This is a genomic window from Anaerotignum sp. (assembly GCF_031981185.1).
GTDB lineage: Bacteria > Bacillota > Clostridia > Lachnospirales > Anaerotignaceae > Chakrabartyella.
This window is the reverse complement of sequence record NZ_DALYUL010000004.1, coordinates 1-21,311: the sequence shown is the minus strand read 5'-3', so window position 1 is coordinate 21,311 and position 21,311 is coordinate 1. Positions and strand designations below refer to the sequence as shown.

20 protein-coding genes and 1 pseudogene are annotated in these 21,311 nt (G+C 39.4%); 6 read left to right on the top strand and 15 right to left on the bottom strand.

The window, feature by feature from the left end; translation table 11 throughout:
- Window positions 1-347: 347 nt before the first annotated feature.
- The 3 genes from RTK36_RS02990 (at window position 348) to RTK36_RS02980 (ending at window position 2,691) form a co-directional block, all read left to right on the top strand.
- A complete protein-coding gene (locus RTK36_RS02990; protein WP_312044197.1) occupies window positions 348-1,031 on the top strand; it encodes a TIGR00266 family protein in 684 nt (227 codons plus the stop codon).
- 251 nt (window positions 1,032-1,282) lie between these two features.
- A complete protein-coding gene (locus tag RTK36_RS02985) occupies window positions 1,283-1,813 on the top strand; it encodes a hypothetical protein (RefSeq protein ID WP_312044194.1) in 531 nt (176 codons plus the stop codon).
- 29 nt (window positions 1,814-1,842) lie between these two features.
- On the top strand, window positions 1,843-2,691 hold the full coding sequence (locus tag RTK36_RS02980; protein WP_312044192.1) for a CAP domain-containing protein: 849 nt from the start codon (window positions 1,843-1,845) through the stop codon (window positions 2,689-2,691).
- Between the two features lie 153 nt (window positions 2,692-2,844).
- On the opposite strand, the gene RTK36_RS02975 is transcribed toward RTK36_RS02980, so the two are convergent.
- The gene (locus RTK36_RS02975) at window positions 2,845-3,417 is read right to left on the bottom strand and encodes an HDIG domain-containing metalloprotein (protein ID WP_312044190.1); all 573 of its coding nucleotides are present in this window, start codon (window positions 3,415-3,417) and stop codon (window positions 2,845-2,847) included.
- 228 nt (window positions 3,418-3,645) lie between these two features.
- Here RTK36_RS02975 and RTK36_RS02970 point away from each other — a divergent pair, with 228 nt between their 5' ends.
- Window positions 3,646-4,197: a helix-turn-helix domain-containing protein gene (locus RTK36_RS02970; RefSeq protein WP_312044187.1), complete on the top strand. Its 552-nt coding sequence runs from the start codon at window positions 3,646-3,648 to the stop codon at window positions 4,195-4,197.
- Window positions 4,198-4,285: 88 nt separating this feature from the next.
- Here RTK36_RS02970 and RTK36_RS02965 read toward each other — a convergent pair whose 3' ends face one another.
- The 7 genes and pseudogenes from RTK36_RS02965 to glmS all read right to left on the bottom strand — a co-directional run bounded on the left by RTK36_RS02965 (window position 4,286) and on the right by glmS (window position 12,404).
- Window positions 4,286-4,429, bottom strand: a complete 144-nt coding sequence (locus RTK36_RS02965; RefSeq protein ID WP_312044185.1) for a FeoB-associated Cys-rich membrane protein — start codon at window positions 4,427-4,429, stop codon at window positions 4,286-4,288.
- 12 nt (window positions 4,430-4,441) lie between these two features.
- A pseudogene (gene feoB, locus RTK36_RS02960) lies at window positions 4,442-6,678 on the bottom strand (ferrous iron transport protein B).
- A gap of 215 nt (window positions 6,679-6,893) precedes the next feature.
- Window positions 6,894-7,619, bottom strand: a complete 726-nt coding sequence (locus tag RTK36_RS02950; protein WP_312044179.1) for an ATP-binding cassette domain-containing protein — start codon at window positions 7,617-7,619, stop codon at window positions 6,894-6,896.
- A complete protein-coding gene (locus tag RTK36_RS02945; protein WP_312044177.1) occupies window positions 7,607-9,103 on the bottom strand; it encodes a hypothetical protein in 1,497 nt (498 codons plus the stop codon). Before RTK36_RS02945 ends, RTK36_RS02950 begins: the two co-directional genes overlap by 13 nt.
- A 15-nt stretch (window positions 9,104-9,118) precedes the next feature.
- Window positions 9,119-9,970, bottom strand: a complete 852-nt coding sequence (locus RTK36_RS02940; RefSeq protein ID WP_312044175.1) for a hypothetical protein — start codon at window positions 9,968-9,970, stop codon at window positions 9,119-9,121.
- Window positions 9,967-10,353 carry a GntR family transcriptional regulator gene (locus tag RTK36_RS02935; RefSeq protein ID WP_312044173.1) on the bottom strand — a complete coding sequence of 129 codons (387 nt, stop codon included), beginning with the start codon at window positions 10,351-10,353 and terminating at the stop codon, window positions 9,967-9,969. Before RTK36_RS02935 ends, RTK36_RS02940 begins: the two co-directional genes overlap by 4 nt.
- Before the next feature lie 227 nt (window positions 10,354-10,580).
- Entirely contained in the window at window positions 10,581-12,404 is a 1,824-nt protein-coding gene (glmS, locus tag RTK36_RS02930) for a glutamine--fructose-6-phosphate transaminase (isomerizing) (RefSeq protein ID WP_312044171.1), read from the bottom strand.
- A gap of 591 nt (window positions 12,405-12,995) precedes the next feature.
- Here glmS and RTK36_RS02925 point away from each other — a divergent pair.
- Complete coding sequence (locus RTK36_RS02925; RefSeq protein WP_312044169.1) at window positions 12,996-13,847, top strand: hypothetical protein; 852 nt, start codon at window positions 12,996-12,998, stop codon at window positions 13,845-13,847.
- Window positions 13,848-13,885: 38 nt separating this feature from the next.
- Window positions 13,886-14,356 carry a GNAT family N-acetyltransferase gene (locus RTK36_RS02920; RefSeq protein WP_312044167.1) on the top strand — a complete coding sequence of 157 codons (471 nt, stop codon included), beginning with the start codon at window positions 13,886-13,888 and terminating at the stop codon, window positions 14,354-14,356.
- A gap of 143 nt (window positions 14,357-14,499) precedes the next feature.
- On the opposite strand, the gene RTK36_RS02915 is transcribed toward RTK36_RS02920, so the two are convergent.
- The 7 genes from RTK36_RS02915 to RTK36_RS02885 form a co-directional block, all read right to left on the bottom strand.
- Complete coding sequence (locus tag RTK36_RS02915; RefSeq protein WP_312044165.1) at window positions 14,500-16,077, bottom strand: NAD(P)/FAD-dependent oxidoreductase; 1,578 nt, start codon at window positions 16,075-16,077, stop codon at window positions 14,500-14,502.
- Window positions 16,061-16,834, bottom strand: coding sequence for a tRNA pseudouridine(38-40) synthase TruA (gene truA / locus RTK36_RS02910; RefSeq protein ID WP_312044163.1), 774 nt, complete (start codon window positions 16,832-16,834; stop codon window positions 16,061-16,063). Before truA ends, RTK36_RS02915 begins: the two co-directional genes overlap by 17 nt.
- Complete coding sequence (locus tag RTK36_RS02905) at window positions 16,831-18,474, bottom strand: putative manganese-dependent inorganic diphosphatase (protein ID WP_312044161.1); 1,644 nt, start codon at window positions 18,472-18,474, stop codon at window positions 16,831-16,833. Before RTK36_RS02905 ends, truA begins: the two co-directional genes overlap by 4 nt.
- A 260-nt stretch (window positions 18,475-18,734) precedes the next feature.
- On the bottom strand, window positions 18,735-19,385 hold the full coding sequence (locus RTK36_RS02900) for an SdpI family protein (RefSeq protein ID WP_312044159.1): 651 nt from the start codon (window positions 19,383-19,385) through the stop codon (window positions 18,735-18,737).
- Window positions 19,378-19,653, bottom strand: coding sequence for an autorepressor SdpR family transcription factor (locus tag RTK36_RS02895; protein WP_312044157.1), 276 nt, complete (start codon window positions 19,651-19,653; stop codon window positions 19,378-19,380). Before RTK36_RS02895 ends, RTK36_RS02900 begins: the two co-directional genes overlap by 8 nt.
- A 241-nt stretch (window positions 19,654-19,894) precedes the next feature.
- On the bottom strand, window positions 19,895-20,557 hold the full coding sequence (locus RTK36_RS02890; protein ID WP_312044155.1) for a chloramphenicol acetyltransferase: 663 nt from the start codon (window positions 20,555-20,557) through the stop codon (window positions 19,895-19,897).
- Window positions 20,554-21,138: a helix-turn-helix domain-containing protein gene (locus RTK36_RS02885; RefSeq protein ID WP_312044153.1), complete on the bottom strand. Its 585-nt coding sequence runs from the start codon at window positions 21,136-21,138 to the stop codon at window positions 20,554-20,556. Before RTK36_RS02885 ends, RTK36_RS02890 begins: the two co-directional genes overlap by 4 nt.
- Window positions 21,139-21,311 lie beyond the last annotated feature (173 nt).

Genomic DNA, 21,311 nt, shown 5'->3' with positions numbered 1-21,311 from the left:
AAGGCGATGCTCTACCACTGAGCCACTCGCGCACACAGTTGCAATAGAAATTCTACATTATTTACACACACTTTGTCAAGGATTAATTCTCAACTTTTACATTAAATATTTGAATTTTTCAATCTGTAGATTAACGTATACCCTTTTTTTATGATATAATAAAACAAAAGTCTCCATTTCCTAAAAACGTTTTTTGAAAAGCAAAAGATTCTCGGACAATTTCCAAGATCGTTTTTTTTGCCTGCTCAAGAATTCACACATAGGCTTTTTAAAATGTTTTAGAAGTCAAATATCGTTTTTGAATGTTGTATTCATTAATTTTTACTTATATTATAAGGAGGATTTACATGAAATATGAAATAACAGGGGAAACCTTGCCAGTGGTAATATGCAAGCTGGATGCAGAAGAAACAATGATTACTGAAAAAGGTTCTATGGCGTGGATGTCACCCAATATGGTAATGGAAACAATCACCAACGGCGGAATCGGAAAAGCTTTTGGTCGAATGTTTTCAGGGGAATCCTTTTTCCAAAACAAATACACAGCCAGTCAAGGCCCAGGGACTATTGCTTTTGCATCAAGCTTCCCCGGTAGCATCAAAGCCTTTGAGGTTTCACCTAATCAGGAATATATTTTTCAAAAAAGCGCATTTCTTGCAGGAGAAGCTGGAGTACAACTTTCTATCCATTTTCATAAGAAATTTGGCTCCGGTCTTTTTGGTGGGGAAGGCTTTATCTTACAAAAGGTTTCTGGCATAGGTACTGTTTTTGCAGAATTCGATGGACATATTGTGGAATATGACCTTCAGGCAGGACAGCAGATTATCATTGACAGCGGTTATCTTGCTGCAATGAGTACAACCTGTCAAATGGATATTCAAATGGTTCCAGGCCTTAAAAACATGCTTTTCGGCGGAGAAGGCCTCTTTAACACAGTAATTACGGGTCCCGGGCATATATGGCTGCAAACAATGCCGATTAGCTCCGTTGCATCAGCCTTAAAACCATTCATTTCTTTCGATTCCAAATAATTTTATTATAAAAAGACCTTTTCTTTATTAAAATTTAGAGAAAAGGTCTTTTCCTTTTTTATCCCTAAATCCCTTAAAATACAAAGAAAACTCTGCTTTTCACCACATTCTTCAAAAAATATTACCATTTGTTTCCGCTTTTATTCTCAGGAATGCTGTGATACTATGTTCTCGTAACAGTTTTGTAACAATTACATAACATTTGAGAAATAACTATTTAAAACTTTTCAAAAAATAAGGAGGAACTTTAAATGAAAAAATTTAGATTAGCCGCTGCTGTTTCCGTTGCAGTTCTTACCATGTCCGTGCAGGCGATGGCCGCACCTCTGAACTGCAATATATCTTCTGGTTCCAGCTGCCCAACAAGCAAAACATTCACAAATGCAGTAAAGGGTATCCAGACTTCAAACAGCACACAGAATTCTTGTTTTAATTTCACTAACATTGAATCTGTTTTAAGTCAGCTGAACTGCAACAACGGTTCATCGGTGAAGGGTGCAAGCTACGTGAAAGGCACCACTACAACAAAAGGTTTTAACTGTACAACTGCAACAAAAGGTTCTAACTGCACAACAAGCACAAAGGCTGCATCAAGAGTAAAAGGCGCCAGCACAAACAACTGTACCGGCTCTAATTGCACAACTAGCTCTAACTGCACTACCGGCTCTAAATGTACAACAACAACGAAAGCCGTTAAGGGCGCTAGCTTCTCAAATGCATCTAACTGCTTTACCGGATATAACTGTACTGGTTCTAATTGTAATACTGGCTGCAATAAATGATTTTTAGATAATTAAGGAGGAACTGAAAAATGAAAAAATTTAGATTAGCTGCTGCTGTTTCTGTCGCAGTCCTTACCATGTCCGTGCAAGCAATGGCTGCACCTCTTGGGTGTAATGCACCTTCTGGCTCCAATTGCCCTACAACAAACATTTTGTCAAACTGCACAGTAAAAGGTGCTCAGAATTTAAACAGCACACAAAATAACTGCTTAAATTCTATTAATATTGATTCTATTTTAAGCCAGTTAAACTGCAATAATGGATCATCTGTAAAGAATGCTTCAAACTTAAAGGGTATTGTTATTACAAAAAACGGAATTAAGTGCTCACCAAACATTAAGTCCATACTTGATTCCCAAAATGCTACTGGCACAAAATGCAACAACGGTTCTAGCAACAATGGTTCCAGTAACAACGGTTCTAGCAACAACGGTTCTAGCAACAACGGTTCCAGCAACAATGGTTCCAGTAACAATGGTTCCAGCAACAATGGTTCCACTGATACATCAGCAACTGTATCCGTAAATGCCCAGAAAGTAGTTGACCTTGTAAATGCAGAAAGAGCAAAAGCAGGTTTAGGTGCATTAACCATTGATACAAAAGTAACCGCAGCTGCACAGGTTCGTGCAAAAGAAGTTCAGACAAGCTTTTCCCATACAAGACCTGATGGCAGAAGCTGCTTTACAGCCCTTGACGAAGCAAATGTTTCTTACAGAGGCGCCGGCGAAAATATCGCTCTTGGACAAAAAACACCTGAACAGGTTATGAATGACTGGATGAACTCCGAGGGACATAGAGCAAATATTATGAACCCTAACTTTAAGTATATTGGCGTTGGTGTAGATGGCAGCGCATGGACACAGTTATTTACATACTAAAATTAAGAACCTGATATCAGTGAAAATAAATTGGGTAAGCAATCCCAAGCTAATATGTTTTCATGAAATTTGCCGTAGAATTTTATTCTACGGCAAATCTTTTATGTATTACACTTATAATATTACAATAGTCATACCTAAAGCAAAGATTGCCTAAAGGGTTCCTTTTAAACCAATTTCCTCTGCCCTTTCTTTCATTCCCTCAATGGTCTCTCGTATAACCTCATCCAAGTCCATACCCAGCATTTCGCAGCCTTTGATAATAATCTCTCTATTTACCCCTGCCGCAAAAGATTTATCCTTAAACTTCTTTTTTACAGACTTTACTTCTAGATCCAACACACTTTTCGATGGTCGCATCAGGCAAAGGGCATTAATCAACCCCGTCAGTTCGTCAATGGTAAATAGGACCTTCTCCATCAAACTCTCAGGCTTTACATCTGTGCAAATGTCATATCCATGGGATTTCATAGCACGAATATAAACCTCATCTATTCCTTGTTCCCTCATAATCTCCTCAGCTTTGTGGCAATGCTCTTCCGGATATTTTTCATAATCCAAATCATGCAATAATCCCACCACTCCCCATACTTCCTCCTCTTCACCATTGAGACGAGCAAAATGAGCCATGGTAGCTTCCACTGCCAATGCATGCTTTCGAAGGGCAGGGGTGTTTGTATACTGGCATAATAGTTCCCATCCATCATCTCTCCCTAGCTTTTTCATGTTAAAGTCCTCCTTTTTCATTGTTTTTTACCATTGGATGAGCAGGTTTCTCATTCTCAACAATATAAAACAGTTCTCAGCTCAATTGCATTCCTTTTTCTTGATTTCTCTACTCTTTTTGATTATAATAATACATATAATACTTAACATTCGCTCGATATATCGAACGATTTGTTTTTTATATCTTACATTCGTTCATTTTATTTGTCAAGCAAAAAAGGAGAATTTATGGAACTGGGCAAAATTATTGCAATCAATCTCAAGGAATTAAGAAACGAACGTAATTTAACACTAGGTCAATTGTCAAAGATTTCAGGCATCAGTAAAGCCATGCTTTCGGATATGGAGAAAGGTAACAGCAATCCTACCATAAACACAATTTGGAAAATTGCCAATGGATTAAATGTTCCATATACAAAATTAATGGATAGGATCGAGAAGGAATCAACTTTTGTTTCAAGAAAAGAGTCTGTGATGCAAACAGGAGAGACTGAGCATTACAGAGTATATTGCTATTTCAAAAGCACTCCTGTGCGTAATTTCGAGCTTTTTTATGTGGAACTGGATGCACAGTCCTCCAATGCTTCCATCGGCCATTCGGAAAAGGCACAAGAATATATCTATATCATTCAGGGTGAGCTAAACCTTCATACTGAGGCTGGTGATTATACATTAGTTGAGGGAGATTCTTTGGCTTTTGATTCTTCCATCGGACATACCTATATCAACCCAAAAGATACCATGCTTTCTTTTATTGAAATTAATTTTTACCCCAATTAATAGAAAAAGGCTCTTTCCCTTCTGTTTCGTCAGAAAGGAAGAGCCTTTGCCTTTTTTTATAACATAAATCAAGCTTTTAAAAAATAATTTACTTTTTCTCTTTTCTTTCTTTTTTACATTGACCGCAATTTCCTCCGCATCCACAGCAGCCACCGTTTTTTTTCATACGACGAACCGCCACAATGATGCCTACGACAATCAATGCTAAAATGATATAATCCAAAATACCCATGTTTTCAGCTCCTTATGAAAACAGCTGTAATATCTGATACACACCGAAAGCCACAATCCACGCAATCACACATTGAATGAAAGCAACAACCCCTGCCAAAAATCCTGAATTCAGCTCCCTTTTCACTGCAGCAATGGCGGCAACACAAGGCGTATATAATAGTGTAAAAACCAAAAAACTAATGGCAGAAATAGGTGTAAATAACATAGATAAAGCATCCTTCAGCTGTGCCACCGATGTTCCCAACAAAACACTCATAGTACTGATTACCGCTTCCTTCGCAGTGAACCCAGTAATCAATGCCGTTGGAATACGCCAATCTGTAAAGCCAAGAGGAATAAATATTGGTGCCAATATCTGACCGAACATGGCCAGAAGACTATTTGCACTATCTGCAACAATGTTCAAGTGACTATCAAAGCTTTGTAAGAACCAAATGATAATTGTTGCAACGAAAATAACGGTAAATGCCTTTTGTAAGAAATCTCTCGCCTTATCCCACATCAACAAAACCACACTTTTCAATGAAGGGAATCGGTAATTGGGTAATTCCATTACAAAGGGAATTGGGTTTCCATGAAAAATGGTTCTACCAAACAAAAGGGCCACAATAATCCCCACTACGATTCCAAAAAAGTACAGCCCAAGCATAACCAATGCTCCCTGCTTTGGGAAAAAAGCTGCAGTGAAAACCGCATAAATGGGTATTTTTGCAGAACAACTCATAAATGGCGTCAATAACATGGTCATTTTCCGATCTCGCTCCGAAGAAAGGGTTCTGGTCGCCATAACTGCAGGCACCGTACACCCAAACCCGATTAAAAGAGGAACAATGCTGCGACCGGAAAGTCCAATTTTTCGCAGAAGCTTATCCATAACAAAGGCAACTCTGGCCATGTATCCCGTATCTTCCAAAACAGATAGGAAGAAGAATAATACCACAATAATAGGTAAAAAGCTTAAAACACTGCCCACCCCGGCAAAAATACCATCAATGACCAAGCTGTGTACCACAGGATTTATCCCATATAGGGTAAGCCCTTGGTCTACCCAGCCTGTAATTCCATCAATGAGTACAGACAGTCCATCGCTTAAAAAAGCACCCAGCACATTAAATGTTAGGAAAAAAATCAAAAACATGATGCCAATAAAAATTGGTATTGAGAAAAATTTATGGGTTAGCAGTCCATCAATGCGTACACTGCGAATATGCTCTTTACTCTCTTGGCATTTAATTACCGTTGCTTCGCAGACTTTTTCGATAAAGGCATAGCGCATATCTGCCAATGCCGCATTTCGATCCAAAGACAGCTCTGTCTCCATCTCAATAATACTGTGTTCTATCAGCTCAAGTTCATTTTGGCTGAGCATCAATCTTTTTATAATATCCTCATCATTCTCAATCACCTTTGTAGCACTAAAGCGTAGGGGAAGCCCTGCGTTTTCCGCATGATCCTCCAGCTGATGACAAACAGAATGGATACACCTGTGCACAGGCCCCTGAGGACAAAAATCTAGACGTTGAGGTAGTCTTTTTTGCTTCGTTTCCTTCAACGCACTTTGGAGCAACTCTTCAATTCCCTCATTTTTGGCCGCACTGATGGGGATTACAGGAATGCCCAATTCCTCCGACATTTTTTCAACGTTAATGGTCCCGCCATTATTGCGCACCTCATCCATCATATTTAATGCCAAAACCATAGGAATTCGCATTTCTAATAACTGAAGGGTCAAATACAAATTTCTCTCAATATTAGTGGCATCTACAATGTTAATAATGCCGTCAGGCTTTTCATTCAAAATGAAATCTCGGCTTACAATCTCCTCGCTGGTGTAGGGACGTATGGAATAAATTCCAGGTAAATCCACCACCTTGCAATCCTTATGACCTCTGATTTCACCAATTTTTTGCTCTACCGTCACCCCTGGGAAGTTTCCCACATGCTGATTGGAACCTGTCAGTTGATTAAATAATGTTGTTTTTCCGCAATTTTGATTTCCAGCTAAAGCAAATATCATTTTGCAGCCTCCTCAATCACCTGAATACTCCTGGCATCCTCCAGACGAATGGTCAGTGTATAGCCTCTCAATCGCAGCTCAATGGGATCACCCATAGGTGCAACCTTTGTAACCCTTATTTTTGTTTTAGGTATCAATCCCATATCTAAAAGGCGATAGCGTAAAACGCCTTCTCCGCCAACCTTGAAAATTACTGCTTCTTTGCCAATAGGCAATTCATCTAACGTCATTATAATCCCTCTATCTATCTAAAGTTAATTGCGTCTAATTCATGAAAAAGTATAGCATAACCCCCAACCGATGTCAATTTTCGTTGTTTTTTCAGGGTAAAGACTTTTTATATTCTTTTTTTCAAAATGATAAGTATTAAATGAAAAATAGTCCAAAGGCAAACTGCCCAGGACTATTATTTTTTGCTCCGCTATATTTTTTATTCTTCTCAATTCTACTCAATCTTATCTAAATAAGTATGAAAACCATTTTCCTGATAGCCAATGGTATCCTTCATAAGCTCCTGAATGGTCCTGCCCTCTTGACGAAGGTCATCTAAAGAAATATCCACTGCAATTGTATTTTCCTTTAAAATAATCACCCGATCCACAAAATTTTCAATTTCACTTATTTCATGAGTGGTAATAAAAATGGTTTCCTCCCCCGACAGAGTCCCCGATAAGGCCTGCATAAAATCCTGACGGGTAAACATATCCTTTCCCACAAAGGGTTCATCCATAATAATATAAGGTGTTCTTTTTGCCATACCCGCAGCAATTTCCACCTTGGCCCTCTGCCCCTTTGACATTTTCTTAATGAGGCGTTCCTCTAAATGAAAAAAATCTAAAAGCATGTTAAAATAGGGTCTATCAAATGTTGGGAAAAAGTCCTGCAAAAAATCCCCATATGCCCTAGGTGTCAGGTCATTAAAATATGTTCCCACTTCACTGATATATGCAATTTTGCCTGCCATCTGTTGTGGTGTTTTTTCATCTATCTTAATCTCCATATTGTTGTCAGGCTTCATCAAACCGGCAATCAGCTTCAAAAGTGTGGTTTTTCCCGCACCATTGGCGCCCAAAACCGCTACAATCTGCCCTGTGGGAACACTGAAAGAGACATTTTGTAAAACCCTATGAAAGTTTGCATAGGTAAAATATAAATTCCTTATCTCCACCATGAATTTTCCACCTTTCCGTTTATAGGTAAAACCTCCATAATCTGCCGCTGTCTTTGGGTAGTGATTGAATTCCCATAATAATCCTTCATTGCCTCCTCGAGATAAGGAGCATTTTTGGAAATATCATATGAGGAAAACATTTTATATAAATCTTCATCGTAATCCGTCACCAACAGCCCCCGATAGAGAACCTTTTCAGTGTCTCCATTGACTACCGTAAAATACACCTGAAATCCATAATAGTAAGGAAGCTTAATTTTTTCATTATTCACCATAGATATATCAAAAATCAGATTATTTCTACATACGGAAAGTAATTTTCCACCCTCTCCACCATAGCAATTCATTCGCTTTAAACCTTTTTCATCAAATTGGTACATCCCATTTAAAACCGTCTCCCAAGCCTCAGATTCGTCCTTTTGCTTTATAATTTGATAAGTTCTAAAGTAAATGGATGCATCCCGATCATTCCATGAAATCACATCGGCCTCAGCTTGGTCTACCTCTCTGCCCCTCTCATTTGTAAGCAAGTCTTGCGCAACCAAAGCACCCTCAGTATTATATAATTCGAAAATCAAGCTGTCCTTTTGGGTTCTAAAAATTCCAATGGATTCCTCTCCAACCTTAAACATTCCCAATATATGATTATCCTCATCCACAGGGAAGGCGCAAAGGGCCTTGGCATTTCCATATTTTTTTTGGTCATAGAGCTCTCCCTGATCAGGCGTTTTCACCAAATCATCACTGCTAACACGATATATTGTAGTTTTTCCTCGGCATTCCTTGCTAGGAATTGCCATACTATAATATGCATCTCCTAATTTAATACATATGGCATTAATTTGTGCATCATTGAAAGCGGTATGGGTGAAAGAAGAATTTGTTTCTGCATAATCCCCCCGAGTGTAATAATAGGGCTTATCCTGCAAGGTCATTCCCGTGGGTACCCTTGCCCAATTTCCATTATCTACATCGAAAAAAGATAAATACACATCAATTTTATCAGCTATCACTGTTTCGCCACCAACAAATTCTACATTTTCCAAATCAAAGTCTTCCAATATTTCTTGATGAAAACTATCCTTATGCTGAATATTTGCATCTTTGGAAGGTGCCGAATCGGTGGAAGCAAACACATTGCCACTGCGGCTAAAATCATAATAATTCTCTTGTGTATAATAATTATAGCTATATTTTTTTAATCCCTTCAATCCTCTGCGCTCAGCAAGAACAATATTTTTAATCTGCTCTGTATCAAAGGGATAAAACTTCGTTGTTAGTTCCCCATCCTCTAAACGAAAGCTGATTCCTTGGGTACCATCACCAGCAATTCCTTCTATGGGAAAAAGGTTTAAATATTCTCGTTGTCCCTCCAAATCACTCAAATAAAAAATGCCTTTATTCTGTAATCCATGCATTACACCCAAAAAAACCGATAAAACCAAAATAGAAAAAGCCACCGCCCATATTGCTTTATTTTTCATGCCCTTCCCCCCTTTTTATATGTCTTTTCTTCTCTTTAATTTCTTTATGGCAACAACCATTAGTGTCACCCCGAGAAGCCCTGCTAGTACAAACAGATAAAGACTTTGGGGCATTATGGTTCTCACTGAATAAAACAGCTGATTATCAATAAAAATCCATGCCCGATAAAATGCCACAAAAAATCCTGCTAATACAACTACAAACAGTAACACTCGCGTAAAAATGCTTTCATTATATAACCCTGCAAAAACAATGGCAGTTATAGAGAGAAACATGCCCCCACTTAACGCCAAAGCTTGAATCCAAGAAACAGGAAAGCAAGAACTTAAAAAAATACTTCTGTGAAAGGCCAAAAAAAATCCATTGGAAATAGAGGTATCTATGTCTCTCACTGTTACACTTTGGGAAAAACGCAATACGGATTGAAATGCCTCTTTCACATACACAGAAGTGATGGGTAAATAAAATGCAGCCATTGCAATAACCCACAAGGCAAAATATATAAATACCGCCGCTGAAGCAGACAAATAAAAAGCAAAAAACACCTCACACCTTTTCATAGGCAACGTTAAAATGGAATACATTCCTTTTCCATTGGTGTAAAATCCATTCATTTGAATAAAGAGCGTAATAAAAAGAGTAACCAAACCAAGAAAAAACACAACGCCTGCGCCACTATAATCAATCACCATATCAAAGGTGCGAAATTCTTTGGCAATATGTTGATAAGAATTGGTCGCGCTAAGACTACTGCTAATTAAAATGAAAAGAGAGGCCATTCCCAAAGAAAAGCCTAGGATATACCGACCACTCTTTCGAAAAAACCAGCTAAATAAATAATTGCTGAGCTTTAATGTATTTTTCATGCCTGCTCCCCCTTTTCCCATTCCTGTTGCAGCAATCCCAATACCTCATCAAGGGATAATTTGTTTTCTTTAAGCCTTTTTACAAACTCTGCAACCAAATCTCCCGTCATTTCCCGTTGTATCTCCAATAGCATTTCCTCGTCAAAATAAAGAATACTGACGGTATTTTTTGGTGTTAGAACCAACCCCGCATCCTCTAAAACACGAAAGGCCTTCTGCGCAGTATTGGGGTTAATTTTTAGCTGGGTTGCCAACTCACGCCTGGATGGCAAAGGGTCTCCCTTTTTTGCTTTCCCCAAAAATATCTGCCGTTTTACAAATTCACTTATTTGAGCATAAACCGGATCCACTGTATTCAGAACCAGCTCTGTAAAATTTAACATACTATCCCTCCTAAAGTGTACTATATTGATAACACACCTAGGTGTATTGTATGACTCATACACCTAGGTGTCAATATAAATAACGCTTTTTGTCGAAAAGTTTAATGTAACCATCTCCAGAGATTTTTTATATTCTTGTTATGGCTTTGCTTGTCAATGATTTATGCGTAATAAAAAAGGTGCCGATTTCATCGGCACCCAAAACTTCACGAAGAAGTATTTACACATTATTCAACGGTTACTGATTTTGCTAAATTTCTTGGTTTATCTACATCACAGCCTCTTTCCACTGCTGTGTAGTAGGCAAACAACTGCATGGGCAAAACATTATAAGAGCTGGTAAAAATATCTCCTGACTGAGGCAGATAAATCACCTCATCGGCAACTTCTTCCATAGCTTGGTTTCCCTCTACAGCAATGGCAATTACTTTAGCACCCCTAGCTTTTACCTCTTTTGCATTGCTAACCAGCTTTTCAAATAACCTCTCCTGGGTTGCAATGGCAATCACTAGTGTTCCATCCTCAATTAAGGAAATGGTGCCATGTTTCAACTCACCTGCAGCATAGGCTTCACTGTGGATATAGGAAATTTCCTTTAGTTTTAATGAAGACTCCATTGCCGCTGCATAGTCCAAACCACGACCAATGATAAATACATCCTCACTCTGGGCATATTTTTTCGCAAGTTCAGCCATTTTTGCATCCAGTTTTAACACCGCTTCTGTCTTTTGAGGCAATAGGCGTAATTCCTGTAGATACTCCTTCAGGCGTCCTTCCTCCACAGTCCCTCGTGCCTTAGCAAAATATAAAGAAACCAGATACAACAAAGAAAGCTGGGTTGTGTATCCCTTTGTGGTAGCCACAGCGATTTCAGGTCCTGCCCAAGTATACAGCACATCATCACTTTCCCTTGCGATGGAGCTGCCCACCACATTCACAATAGAAAGCACTTTAACTCCCTGTTTTTTTGCTTCTCTCAAGGCCGCCAAAGTATCGGCTGTTTCTCCTGATTGGCTGATGATTATACAAAGGTCATTCTGATTCAAAATAGGATTACGATAGCGGAATTCAGATGCAATATCTACTTCTACAGGAATTCTGCTGACCTCTTCCATAACATATCTTCCTACAACCCCTGCGTGCCACGCACTGCCGCAGGCAACAATGTGAATCCGATTAAAATTCTTGATTTCCTCTACTGTCAAAGAAAGATCCTCAAAGTTGATTCCCGCTTCTGTCAACCTTGGGAACACTGTTTTTCTCAACGCTTCAGGCTGTTCCATAATTTCCTTCATCATGAAGTAATCGTAACCGCCCTTTTCCGCCGCATCAATGTCCCAAGTCACTCGGAATACATCTTTATGAATCTCATTTCCATCCAGATCATAAAGGGTAACACTGTCTTTGGTTAAAAATACGATTTCATTATCATCCAGCAAATAATAGTCTCTGGTATATTCCAACAATGCAGGAATATCGGAAGCCACATAGTTTCCCTCACTGCTTAATCCTGCCAAAAGGGGACAATCCTTTCTGACTGCCACCAAGCTATCGGGATGGTCAATGCACATAATTGCCAATGCATATGCGCCACGCACTTTTCTGACTACTTTGCTTAGTGTTTCAACTGGATCTCCCTCATAATAAAAGTCAAACAGCTGAGCAACTACCTCTGAATCTGTTTCTGATACAAATACATAGCCCTGTTCCTGTAAAAATGCCTTTATTTCCATATAGTTTTCAATGATTCCGTTATGAACCACTGAAATTTTTCCACTTTGGCTATTATGGGGATGGCTGTTTCGGTCACTGGGTGCCCCGTGGGTTGCCCATCTAGTATGACCGATTCCCATATGGGAGGACAAAGCTTCCTCTTTATCTATTTTTTCTGCCAGATTTGCCAGTCTGCCTTTTGCCTTAATTGTATATATTCCATCATGATATACAGAAATACCCGCTGAATCATAACCACGGTATTCCAACTTGGCAAGGCCATTCAAAAGAACGGGTACCGCCTCCGCGTTCCCGATATATCCAACAATACCACACATAATTTAAATTTCTCCTTTATTCTTTTATTCGTCCGTTGCCTTTCCCTTTGTCAGGAGAATTTTCTTCTCCTTTTTGTAAAAAGACCTGCGTCCCTGAACGAATGGGCGAGAAGCATCCGCCGAAAAATTCGATCACTTCTACCTCGTCAACCGCCCTATCTGCGGTTCTGGCGCTTCAACTACTTAAACCGTCCTTTCCTTCTATTTGACCGATAGGAAGCCCCGGGTTGCAACGATTTTCGTCAAAAAGCAACACCGTTTTGATAGTATACCATTTTTTTAGGGGCGGGTAAAGAGTTTCCCCCTATCATTATTCTATGATGGCACAGAAAAGTCTTGCAACAAAAATTTATAAATATGAAAGATTTTTGTTACGTTTCGTTTATAATATTGGATTATACTAAAGTAATACTGTTTGACTCTATGTCCGGATGTGCTGCCGGATTTTTCTTCAACAAAACAACAATATGCGTAAACCAGCCGGAAGTGTTTCCTATTTATTTTCAGGCTGACTGAAAAGATACAATCAAAAAGATATGAATACACCAACCACAAACAAAGGGATGTGGGATTAGCCTTAGGAGGATTGAAATGAAAAAATACATATTATATTTTATTACCGCACTATTTTTATTAGGAATAACGGGTTGCAGTAAAAAAAACAGCGAGCCTGCTCCCGCAAATCTCCAAGCCCAAGGCGCTATACCTCAGGATATGGCCACAATGGTAGAGCCAATTGATGCGCTCATGCGCAGTATGCTAGAAAACAACACTGACTATGATGCCACAAATCCTGAATTTTTTTGGAGTGCCCTATATTATTTCTTAGGTACTTCCGGCACTGAAAATAGCCTGGTAACAGAAACTGATGATGGAAGATTAAAAGTACCCAAAAAAGTTGCCCAGGAATATGCCATTGCCCTGTTCGCCAACTATGATGACTTATTGCCCCTGCCCGAATCCCTTTCCGATTCCATTACCTATGATAAGGATTGGGATGCATATTTGCTGACACAGGGAGACCGTGGTCTTTCAAAAACAGTGTTATCAAATTATAAGGAAACAGATAATGGCTACGTCATTACGGCAAAGCTGGTTTCTACCATGGAGGATAAAGAAGTTTTGGGTAAATCTCTAGTGACAATGCAAAAAAATGCCTTTGCCGATGGGATTGTGGATCCAAGATACTTTTACAGTGTAGCCGGAATGACCAAAGAAGAAGGCTTTGCTCCCCCTACATACAATGCTTCTGCCGTTTTCAACGGTTCCGCTGATGGTCATACCGTTGAGGTGACCTTGGAAGATGGAACCATTCAAGCTTTCCAATTTTATGATGAAACTGTATCAGAAAAACTTCATGTCATGAAAGAAGGGGATGCCTTTTCTTTTGTATATTCTCATGATAAAGAAACAGGAACACTGACCATTCTAGAAATCAAATAAACTGTAACATAAAGGGGTATCAAAGAAAGGAGAACTAAATGGATTTTCGATTTGCAAAAGAAGATGATACATCGCTGATTTTAACCTTCATACAGGAGTTGGCCAGCTACGAAAAAATGCTGGCGGAGGTTATAGCTACAGAAGAACTTCTCAATGAATGGATTTTTCAGCAAAAAAAAGCAGAGGTACTATTTGCCATGGTGGATGGTAAGGAAGTCGGCTTTGCCCTTTTCTTTCACAATTTTTCCACCTTTTTAGGAAAAGCGGGAATTTACTTAGAGGATTTATTTGTGAAAGAAGAATACAGAGGAAAGGGATATGGCAAAGAAATTTTAAAAGAGTTGGCAAGAATCGCTGTGGATCGCAAATGTGGCCGCTTGGAATGGTGGTGCTTGGATTGGAATCAGCCAAGCATTGATTTTTATTTATCTTTGGGCGCAGAACCCATGAAGGATTGGACCGTATACCGCCTTACAGAGGAAACATTATCAAATTTGGCGACAATATAATACATATTCGTCTGATGGAAAGAGAAATATTTACTTAACTTTAATTTCAAAAAGCGCATGGATAGGTTGATTTATCCCTGCGCTTTGTTGTATCTATTTTGTTTCTTTTTCTAAGCTTATTAATGTTTCTTACCTTTTTCAATTCACACTAAATTCTTTATAAATATTTTCTCAGCAGCCAAAATGCCATCCACAGCGGCAGATACAATCCCCCCTGCATAACCGGCGCCCTCCCCCGTGGGATAAAGTCCCTTTGCCCAAGAACTTGTGCCATCATCACCACGAAGAATCCGCACAGGTGAAGAGCTTCTGCTTTCCACTGCTGTCAATACAGCGTCCTCTCTGTCAAATCCCTTTAATCGTTTTCCCATTTCAGGGATAGCCTCTTGCATGGCTTCCGTCATAAAAGAAGGAAACATTTCTGCCAAGTTGCTTTCCTTTGTATTTGGGCGATAACTAGGGGAAACCGTAGCGCCTTCCTTTGAAGTACCGAGAAATGCACCTACCCGTTGTATGGGAGCGGTATAATTTCCTCCACCCAAAGCAAAAGCCTTCTCCTCCAAATCCCGCTGAAAATACATGCCTGCCAAAGGGTGGTCAGAGGCAAAATCCTTAGGAAATACTTGTACCAAAAGGGCAGAATTTGCATTTTCTCCATCTCTGGCATGTTCACTCATGCCGTTGACTGCCAATCTACCTTCTTCACTGGATGCCGCCACCACATACCCGCCAGGGCACATACAAAAGGTGTAAACACCTCTTCCTTTTTTTGTAGTATAGGTTAAACGATAATCAGCTGGAGGCAGTTCCTTCTCGCCTTCTCCATACTGGGCAATATCTATCATACTTTGTGGATGTTCAATTCTAACTCCCATGGCAAAAGGCTTCTGCTCTAATATAGCACCCTTCTGATGCAGCATTTCAAAGGTGTCCCTTGCGCTGTGTCCAACAGCTAAAACCACATCGTTTGAATAAATGGTTTCTCCATCTGAAAGGACGACGCCTTGCACCTGACCGCCTTCCACCAAAATATCGGAAACTTTGGACAAAAAACGAACTTCCCCGCCAAGAGATCGAATCTTCTCTCTAATTTTTTTCACAACTCCTTGCAATAAATCCGTCCCAATATGGGGTTTGGCATCAAATAAAATGTCCTCAGGTGCCCCTGCCGCCACAAATTCCTCTAGAACCTTACGGCATCGAGGATCTTTAATGCGCGTGGTCAGCTTCCCATCGGAAAAAGTACCTGCACCGCCCTCGCCAAATTGTACATTATTCTCAGGGTTGAGTTTTCCTTCCTCCCAAAAGAGGGAAATCGCTTTTTTGCGGCTTTCCACATCTCCTCCACGCTCTAAAACAATGGGTTTTAGGCCCAATTCTGCCAAAAGAAGCGCAGCGAACATCCCCCCCGGTCCAAAGCCAACCACCACAGGAGGATTTTTGCATTCTGCTTTTCCCTGAGGAAAAGCATACGATAAATCAGGGGTTACAGATATATTTTTCCCCGTTGCCTTAGCCAGTACTTTTTTTTCATTAGCAACCTCTACATCAACAACGAGGACATAATGAATTTGATCCTTTTTTCTGGCATCTAACGAACGGCGGAAAATCTTTGTCTTTATTACTCCTTCGACTGGAATTCCCAAAACTCTTGCGACTCTTTTTTTCAGCTGTTCCTCTGACCCGTTTACAGGCAGTTTTAAATCAGTTATTCGTATCATTTTCTTCCGGCCTCTCTCCATAAAAAACTTCTTTCAAAGCCAACCCCTTGGCTGGGGCGGTAAAACCGGCTTTTTCTCTGTCCAATGCCACAAAAATGGAAGGGATTTCATGGGGCTGTCGTTTGCCCTCTCCCACCTCGATCAGCGTACCTGTGAGTATTCTTATCATCTGATATAAAAATCCGTTCCCATAATAGGAAATGGTTATTTTATCCTCTGTGCATTGAAAATCAATCTGATATATTTTCCGCACTGTTGATTTTTTCATGCGCTTATTGGCGCAAAAACTCTTAAAATCATGCTCTCCAAGAAACAATTCTGCAGCCTCTCGCATTTTTTCCACATTCAGGGGCTTTTCACACCAAAAAACATACTTTCTTTCAAACACGGGAGGTTTCTTACTATTCCAAATGGTATATTCATAGGTTTTTGCCTTAGCACTCAATCGACTATGAAACCGTGGATAAACCTCCTCTAAAGACAGTACACCTATATCTTCAGGAAGTTTTTCGTTGATGGCATCCATGAGTCTCTCCTGTGAATCATTCCATTCCATATAAAAATTAGCAACCTGCCCGTAAGCATGGGTTCCTGCATCTGTCCTTCCCGAGCCGAAAATCTCAATAGGGCAGCCCGCCAAAGCAGAAACAATGCCCTCTAACTTTTCTTGTATCGTATTCTCTGTGTTGCCCTGTTTTTGCCAACCGTTGTATCGGCCACCATCATAGGCAAGTATCATCTTATAATTTTTCATCATAGCACTTGTTGAATCCCATTTAATATTTTAGGTACAAACTGCTTCTTCCTAGAAACCATGCCAGGAAGATACATCCAATTTTCTTCTGCCGACCCGCAAAAAGCCGCATCCACAATGTCCTTTGCCTTCTCACCTACAAAAACTAACTCCGAAGACTCTGTTAATATGTTTGTTAAAAGGAAAAACAGAACATCACAACTACCTTTAATGGATTCCATATAAAGGGCAATTTTTGTGCGAAGTTGGCTCAATTCCTCCTGATCCAAAGATGAAATCTGACCAACCCCAAAGGTTAACCCACTACCACTAAATTTCTTAAAATCCTGATAAAAAATTTCTTGTGGCGCTTTATCTCCTAAAGAGCTACCTGCCCGAAACATTTTTTCCGCATATTCTTGAATCTCGATTCCAGCAATTTTTGCCACAACCTCAGCGGCCTCTCTATCCTTTTCTGTGCATGTAGGAGAGCGGAACATTAGCGTATCCGATAATATAGCAGAGCACAATAAGCCCGCAACCTTTGGCGTAATTTCCACGTTGTTTTCTCGATACATTCCGTAAATTATGGTAGCAGTACAACCAACAGGCTGGTTACGGAAATAGACCGGCATAGCGGTTTCCAAACTGCCCAAACGATGATGGTCAATAATTTCAATAATTTCCGCTTCGTCAATTCCATCTACTGCCTGGGTCTTTTCATTGTGGTCAACCAAGATAATTTTTTTCTTCTCCATATCCAATAAAGAGCGGCGAGAAAGCATGCCACAATAATTTCCATCTTGATCTAAAACAGGAAAATCTCTGTGTCTGATTTTAGATAGAACAGACTTTATATCGGAAATAAAATCTTCTTTATGAAAGGAAATTAACCCTTCTTTACGCATAAAATAACCACAAGGGGTACTTTGGCTCATCAATCTTGCAGCCATATAGGTGTCATGAGGTGTGCTGATGATTTTACAGTTGTTTTCCATTGCCAGCTTTTGAATGGTCTTAGAAACAGGAGCACCCATACAAACAACAATACACCCTGCTTTCATTTCAATACAACAAAGCTGACTTTCAAAACGGTTCCCCGTAATAACGATGTCACCTTCTTCTATATAAGACTCCAATAAGTCGGGATTCGCAGCACCAATCAAAATTTTCCCTTTTGTGACGATGTCGTTTTCGTCACCAATAATCATATTTCCATCGATAGTATCCAAAATATTTGTGTACTTTGTGTGAGACATTGCTAAAATGTGAGTCTCAAAGACATCCATATTAGCTGTTGCAATATCCTTAACGGAGATAATCCCTTCAAGCTTTCCATCCTGCACCACGGGCATGGTGGCATCCCCTAAATCTCGCATGGTATTCCATGCTTTTTTTAAAGAAAGCTCTCTGCTAATAGAAGGGGTTGATTTAATCGTAATATCCTTTACTTGTGTACCTACGTGTCCTAGAAACCCGGGGTCCCCCACATCAAAATATTCCAAAACAAATTTTGTTTCGTTATTGATTTCACCTGCTCTTTTTGCCGCAAAATTGCCTTCCTTTAACCTGTTTTTTAAATCTGCATACGCAATTGCAGAACAAATAGAATCTGTATCGGGATTCTTATGTCCAATGATGTAAACAGTTCTTTCTTTTTGCATGTATTTAACCTCCTAATGAGAAACGGCTCTCTGACAAATTATAGCCTCTTCCAAAAATGGTAATTCCTTATAGCCTCATACCTATCATTTCCAAATATAATTTTTTACGCCGAGGCAACCAAATAAACACATAAAAAATGACGGCAAAAGGCATTTTGGCTATTTGATGAATTCAGTATAGCCGTAAAACCTTGTACCGTCAACATTTTTTGTTTGCATGCTCCCTATTTTGTGCAAAGCCCCATAAATGCTGGCATCGGTTATTTTTCTAACAATTTTACTTCATCCTTATACCAAACGTATGACATAATCGTGGGGTATAAAACAATGATACACATCACCAAACCAACGACATAAGGCATTGCAAAAATAGGAACAAAAAACGCACACAAAACCATGAGTAATCCACCGAAAAAACACACTTTCCCGCCTAATCTTTGTGTTTTATTCCATACTAATTCACTGCTCAATGCCCATGGTGTCCGAACACCAGTAAAAAAGTTTGATTTCACTTTGGGCATCATGTTCCCAAGAAAAATAAACAAAAGGCCCACACCACCACTAACAACTCTGGGTACAGAAATTCTTCCGGGATATAGGCTTTCCGAAAGTGAAATTGCCATGATGGCAGCCATAAATATTACAATCATAAGAATAATATTTTCGTAAGCTAAAAAGAATTTTTCGTAATTTTTCTTTCTGGGATCAATTTTAGGGACAAGAGGCATAATAACACCCATAATGAGGCATAATCCGCCAATGATATATAACTTCCACTTATCATCATAACGTACTCCTCCACCTGCCTCCCATTGCATTGGCACCAAATCTGGAAGCTTTTCATAAACCAAGCTTACCATTATAATGGGTATTACTGAAAAAATATATATGGCAATTCTTTTTTTACTCATTTTTGTCCCCTCCAGTAAAGGCTGTTATCCAGCTTAAAATCTCTTCAAAAACCGTCATGTTTAACTCATAATAAATATATTTCCCTTTTTTCTCATCCATTATCAACCCTGCATTTTTTAATACAGATAAATGATGAGAAATGGTAGCCCCCGTTGCCTGAAAACGTTCTCCTATTTCCCCTGCAGTTTTTTCTCCTGATTTCAACATATCCAAAATCTCTCGTCGCGTAGGGTCACCAATTGCTTTTAATGTTTGTTGAAGGCCCAAAGCATCACCCCATTTCATTTAGATGTTTATCTAAATATAAAATAGCATGAATCCTTCCTTCCGTCAATAACATTTAGATGTATGTCTAAATATACCACACTCATATTACGAAATCCTATCCTGTAAATAAAAAACCGCAGAGAATCTCTGCGGTTTTTTGGTGCTACACTGAGCCTTTGACAAAACGATGTGGGAGCTGGCACAAAAGCAAGAAGCCTTTTCTAGTTTCAATACCTTCCCTTCATAGCCATTCCTCCGGATGAATCATTGACTCTTGCAACGATTCAAAGAATTGTTTTAAATGATAACCGTCTATTGTTGCATGATGCACTGTCACAGATAGAGGCATGAATTCCTCCCCTTCCTCCTTCACAAACTGCCCTGCTTCAAAGCTAGGAAAATAATAATCTTTTATTCCATGGTTATGGAGAGAAAAGCTCTGAAAGGTGAACCAAGGAATACAGGAAATAATGTAAGCATTAGAGAGCGGAATTCCTTTTGAGGTTAACACGCCATGGCTGTCACCATGTGCTTTGGTATCCCTTTCATAGTTTTCGTAAAATGCCGAGAAATCTTCTTCAAATTCGGTCCATAGTAACGATGTTGTTTTGTCGTCTTGATGAAACACAGGATAGGCTGGGGTTAATTGTTCCCATATCCCCAAAACACCATCTTCCATCCCTACTCTAAACTCATCAATTCCTTGCATTACTTTGGTTATTAACCACAAATAAGCGGGGAAAAATTTGAGGCCTCGTTGCTTTAATGTCTGTCTCAAAACAGTAACATTCATTCTTACATCTACCGTATAACTGGTAGGAGCTATCTGGGTATAATAATAAAACATCTGTGCTCTGGGCCAGTTTTCCATTACAATCGGCACAAAGTTCATATCTCTCGTCATATTTTTGTCACCCATAAGCCGTCTCTACTGCATCCAAAATAAAGCTCCCCTCTGCGAAGAGTTGGAATACGTACTTCACCGCCTTGCTCAGGGTACAACCTTACAAGAATGATTTTATCATATGTCACATATGCAACAAAAGAAATGTAGTGCTCTTTCTTCATTTCATGGGGAAAAGTAATATAATAATCATTCTCTATCTTTTCCACATTCAAATAGTGCTCCTCATCTGCGGGTTTAGGTACCAATGCTGTCATTTTACGTCCACAGCAGGATATTTCTGCTTCTCCTGTGGCCGTAATCACATTGCCGCAATTGGGACACATATAAAATTTTATTTTCTTCATATTTCCTCCGTCTGCATTGTTGGGCTCCAAATCTCCCAGCAATATTTTTTCAATATTCACATTTAAGACTTCTGATAGCTCATTGAGCAATGATACATCAGGGCATCCATATCCCCGTTCCCATTTTGAAATTGTTTTATCACTAATATTCATGGCATCCGCAAGCTGTTTCTGTGTCATTTTCTTCTCTTTACGCAAATCCAGAATAAGCTTTCCTACTTTATTACAATCCACTACTGCCACCTCCATAAATGATTATAAATGAATTTTCTATACAAACCAATAAACGCTCCGTAGAGTTAAAAATTTAAATAAAAAAATGACAAGTTCTCCCAAGAAAACTTGCCCTTCTGCTTAAGGCGCCACCCGGATTTGAACCGGGGATAGAGGTGTTGCAGACCTTTGCC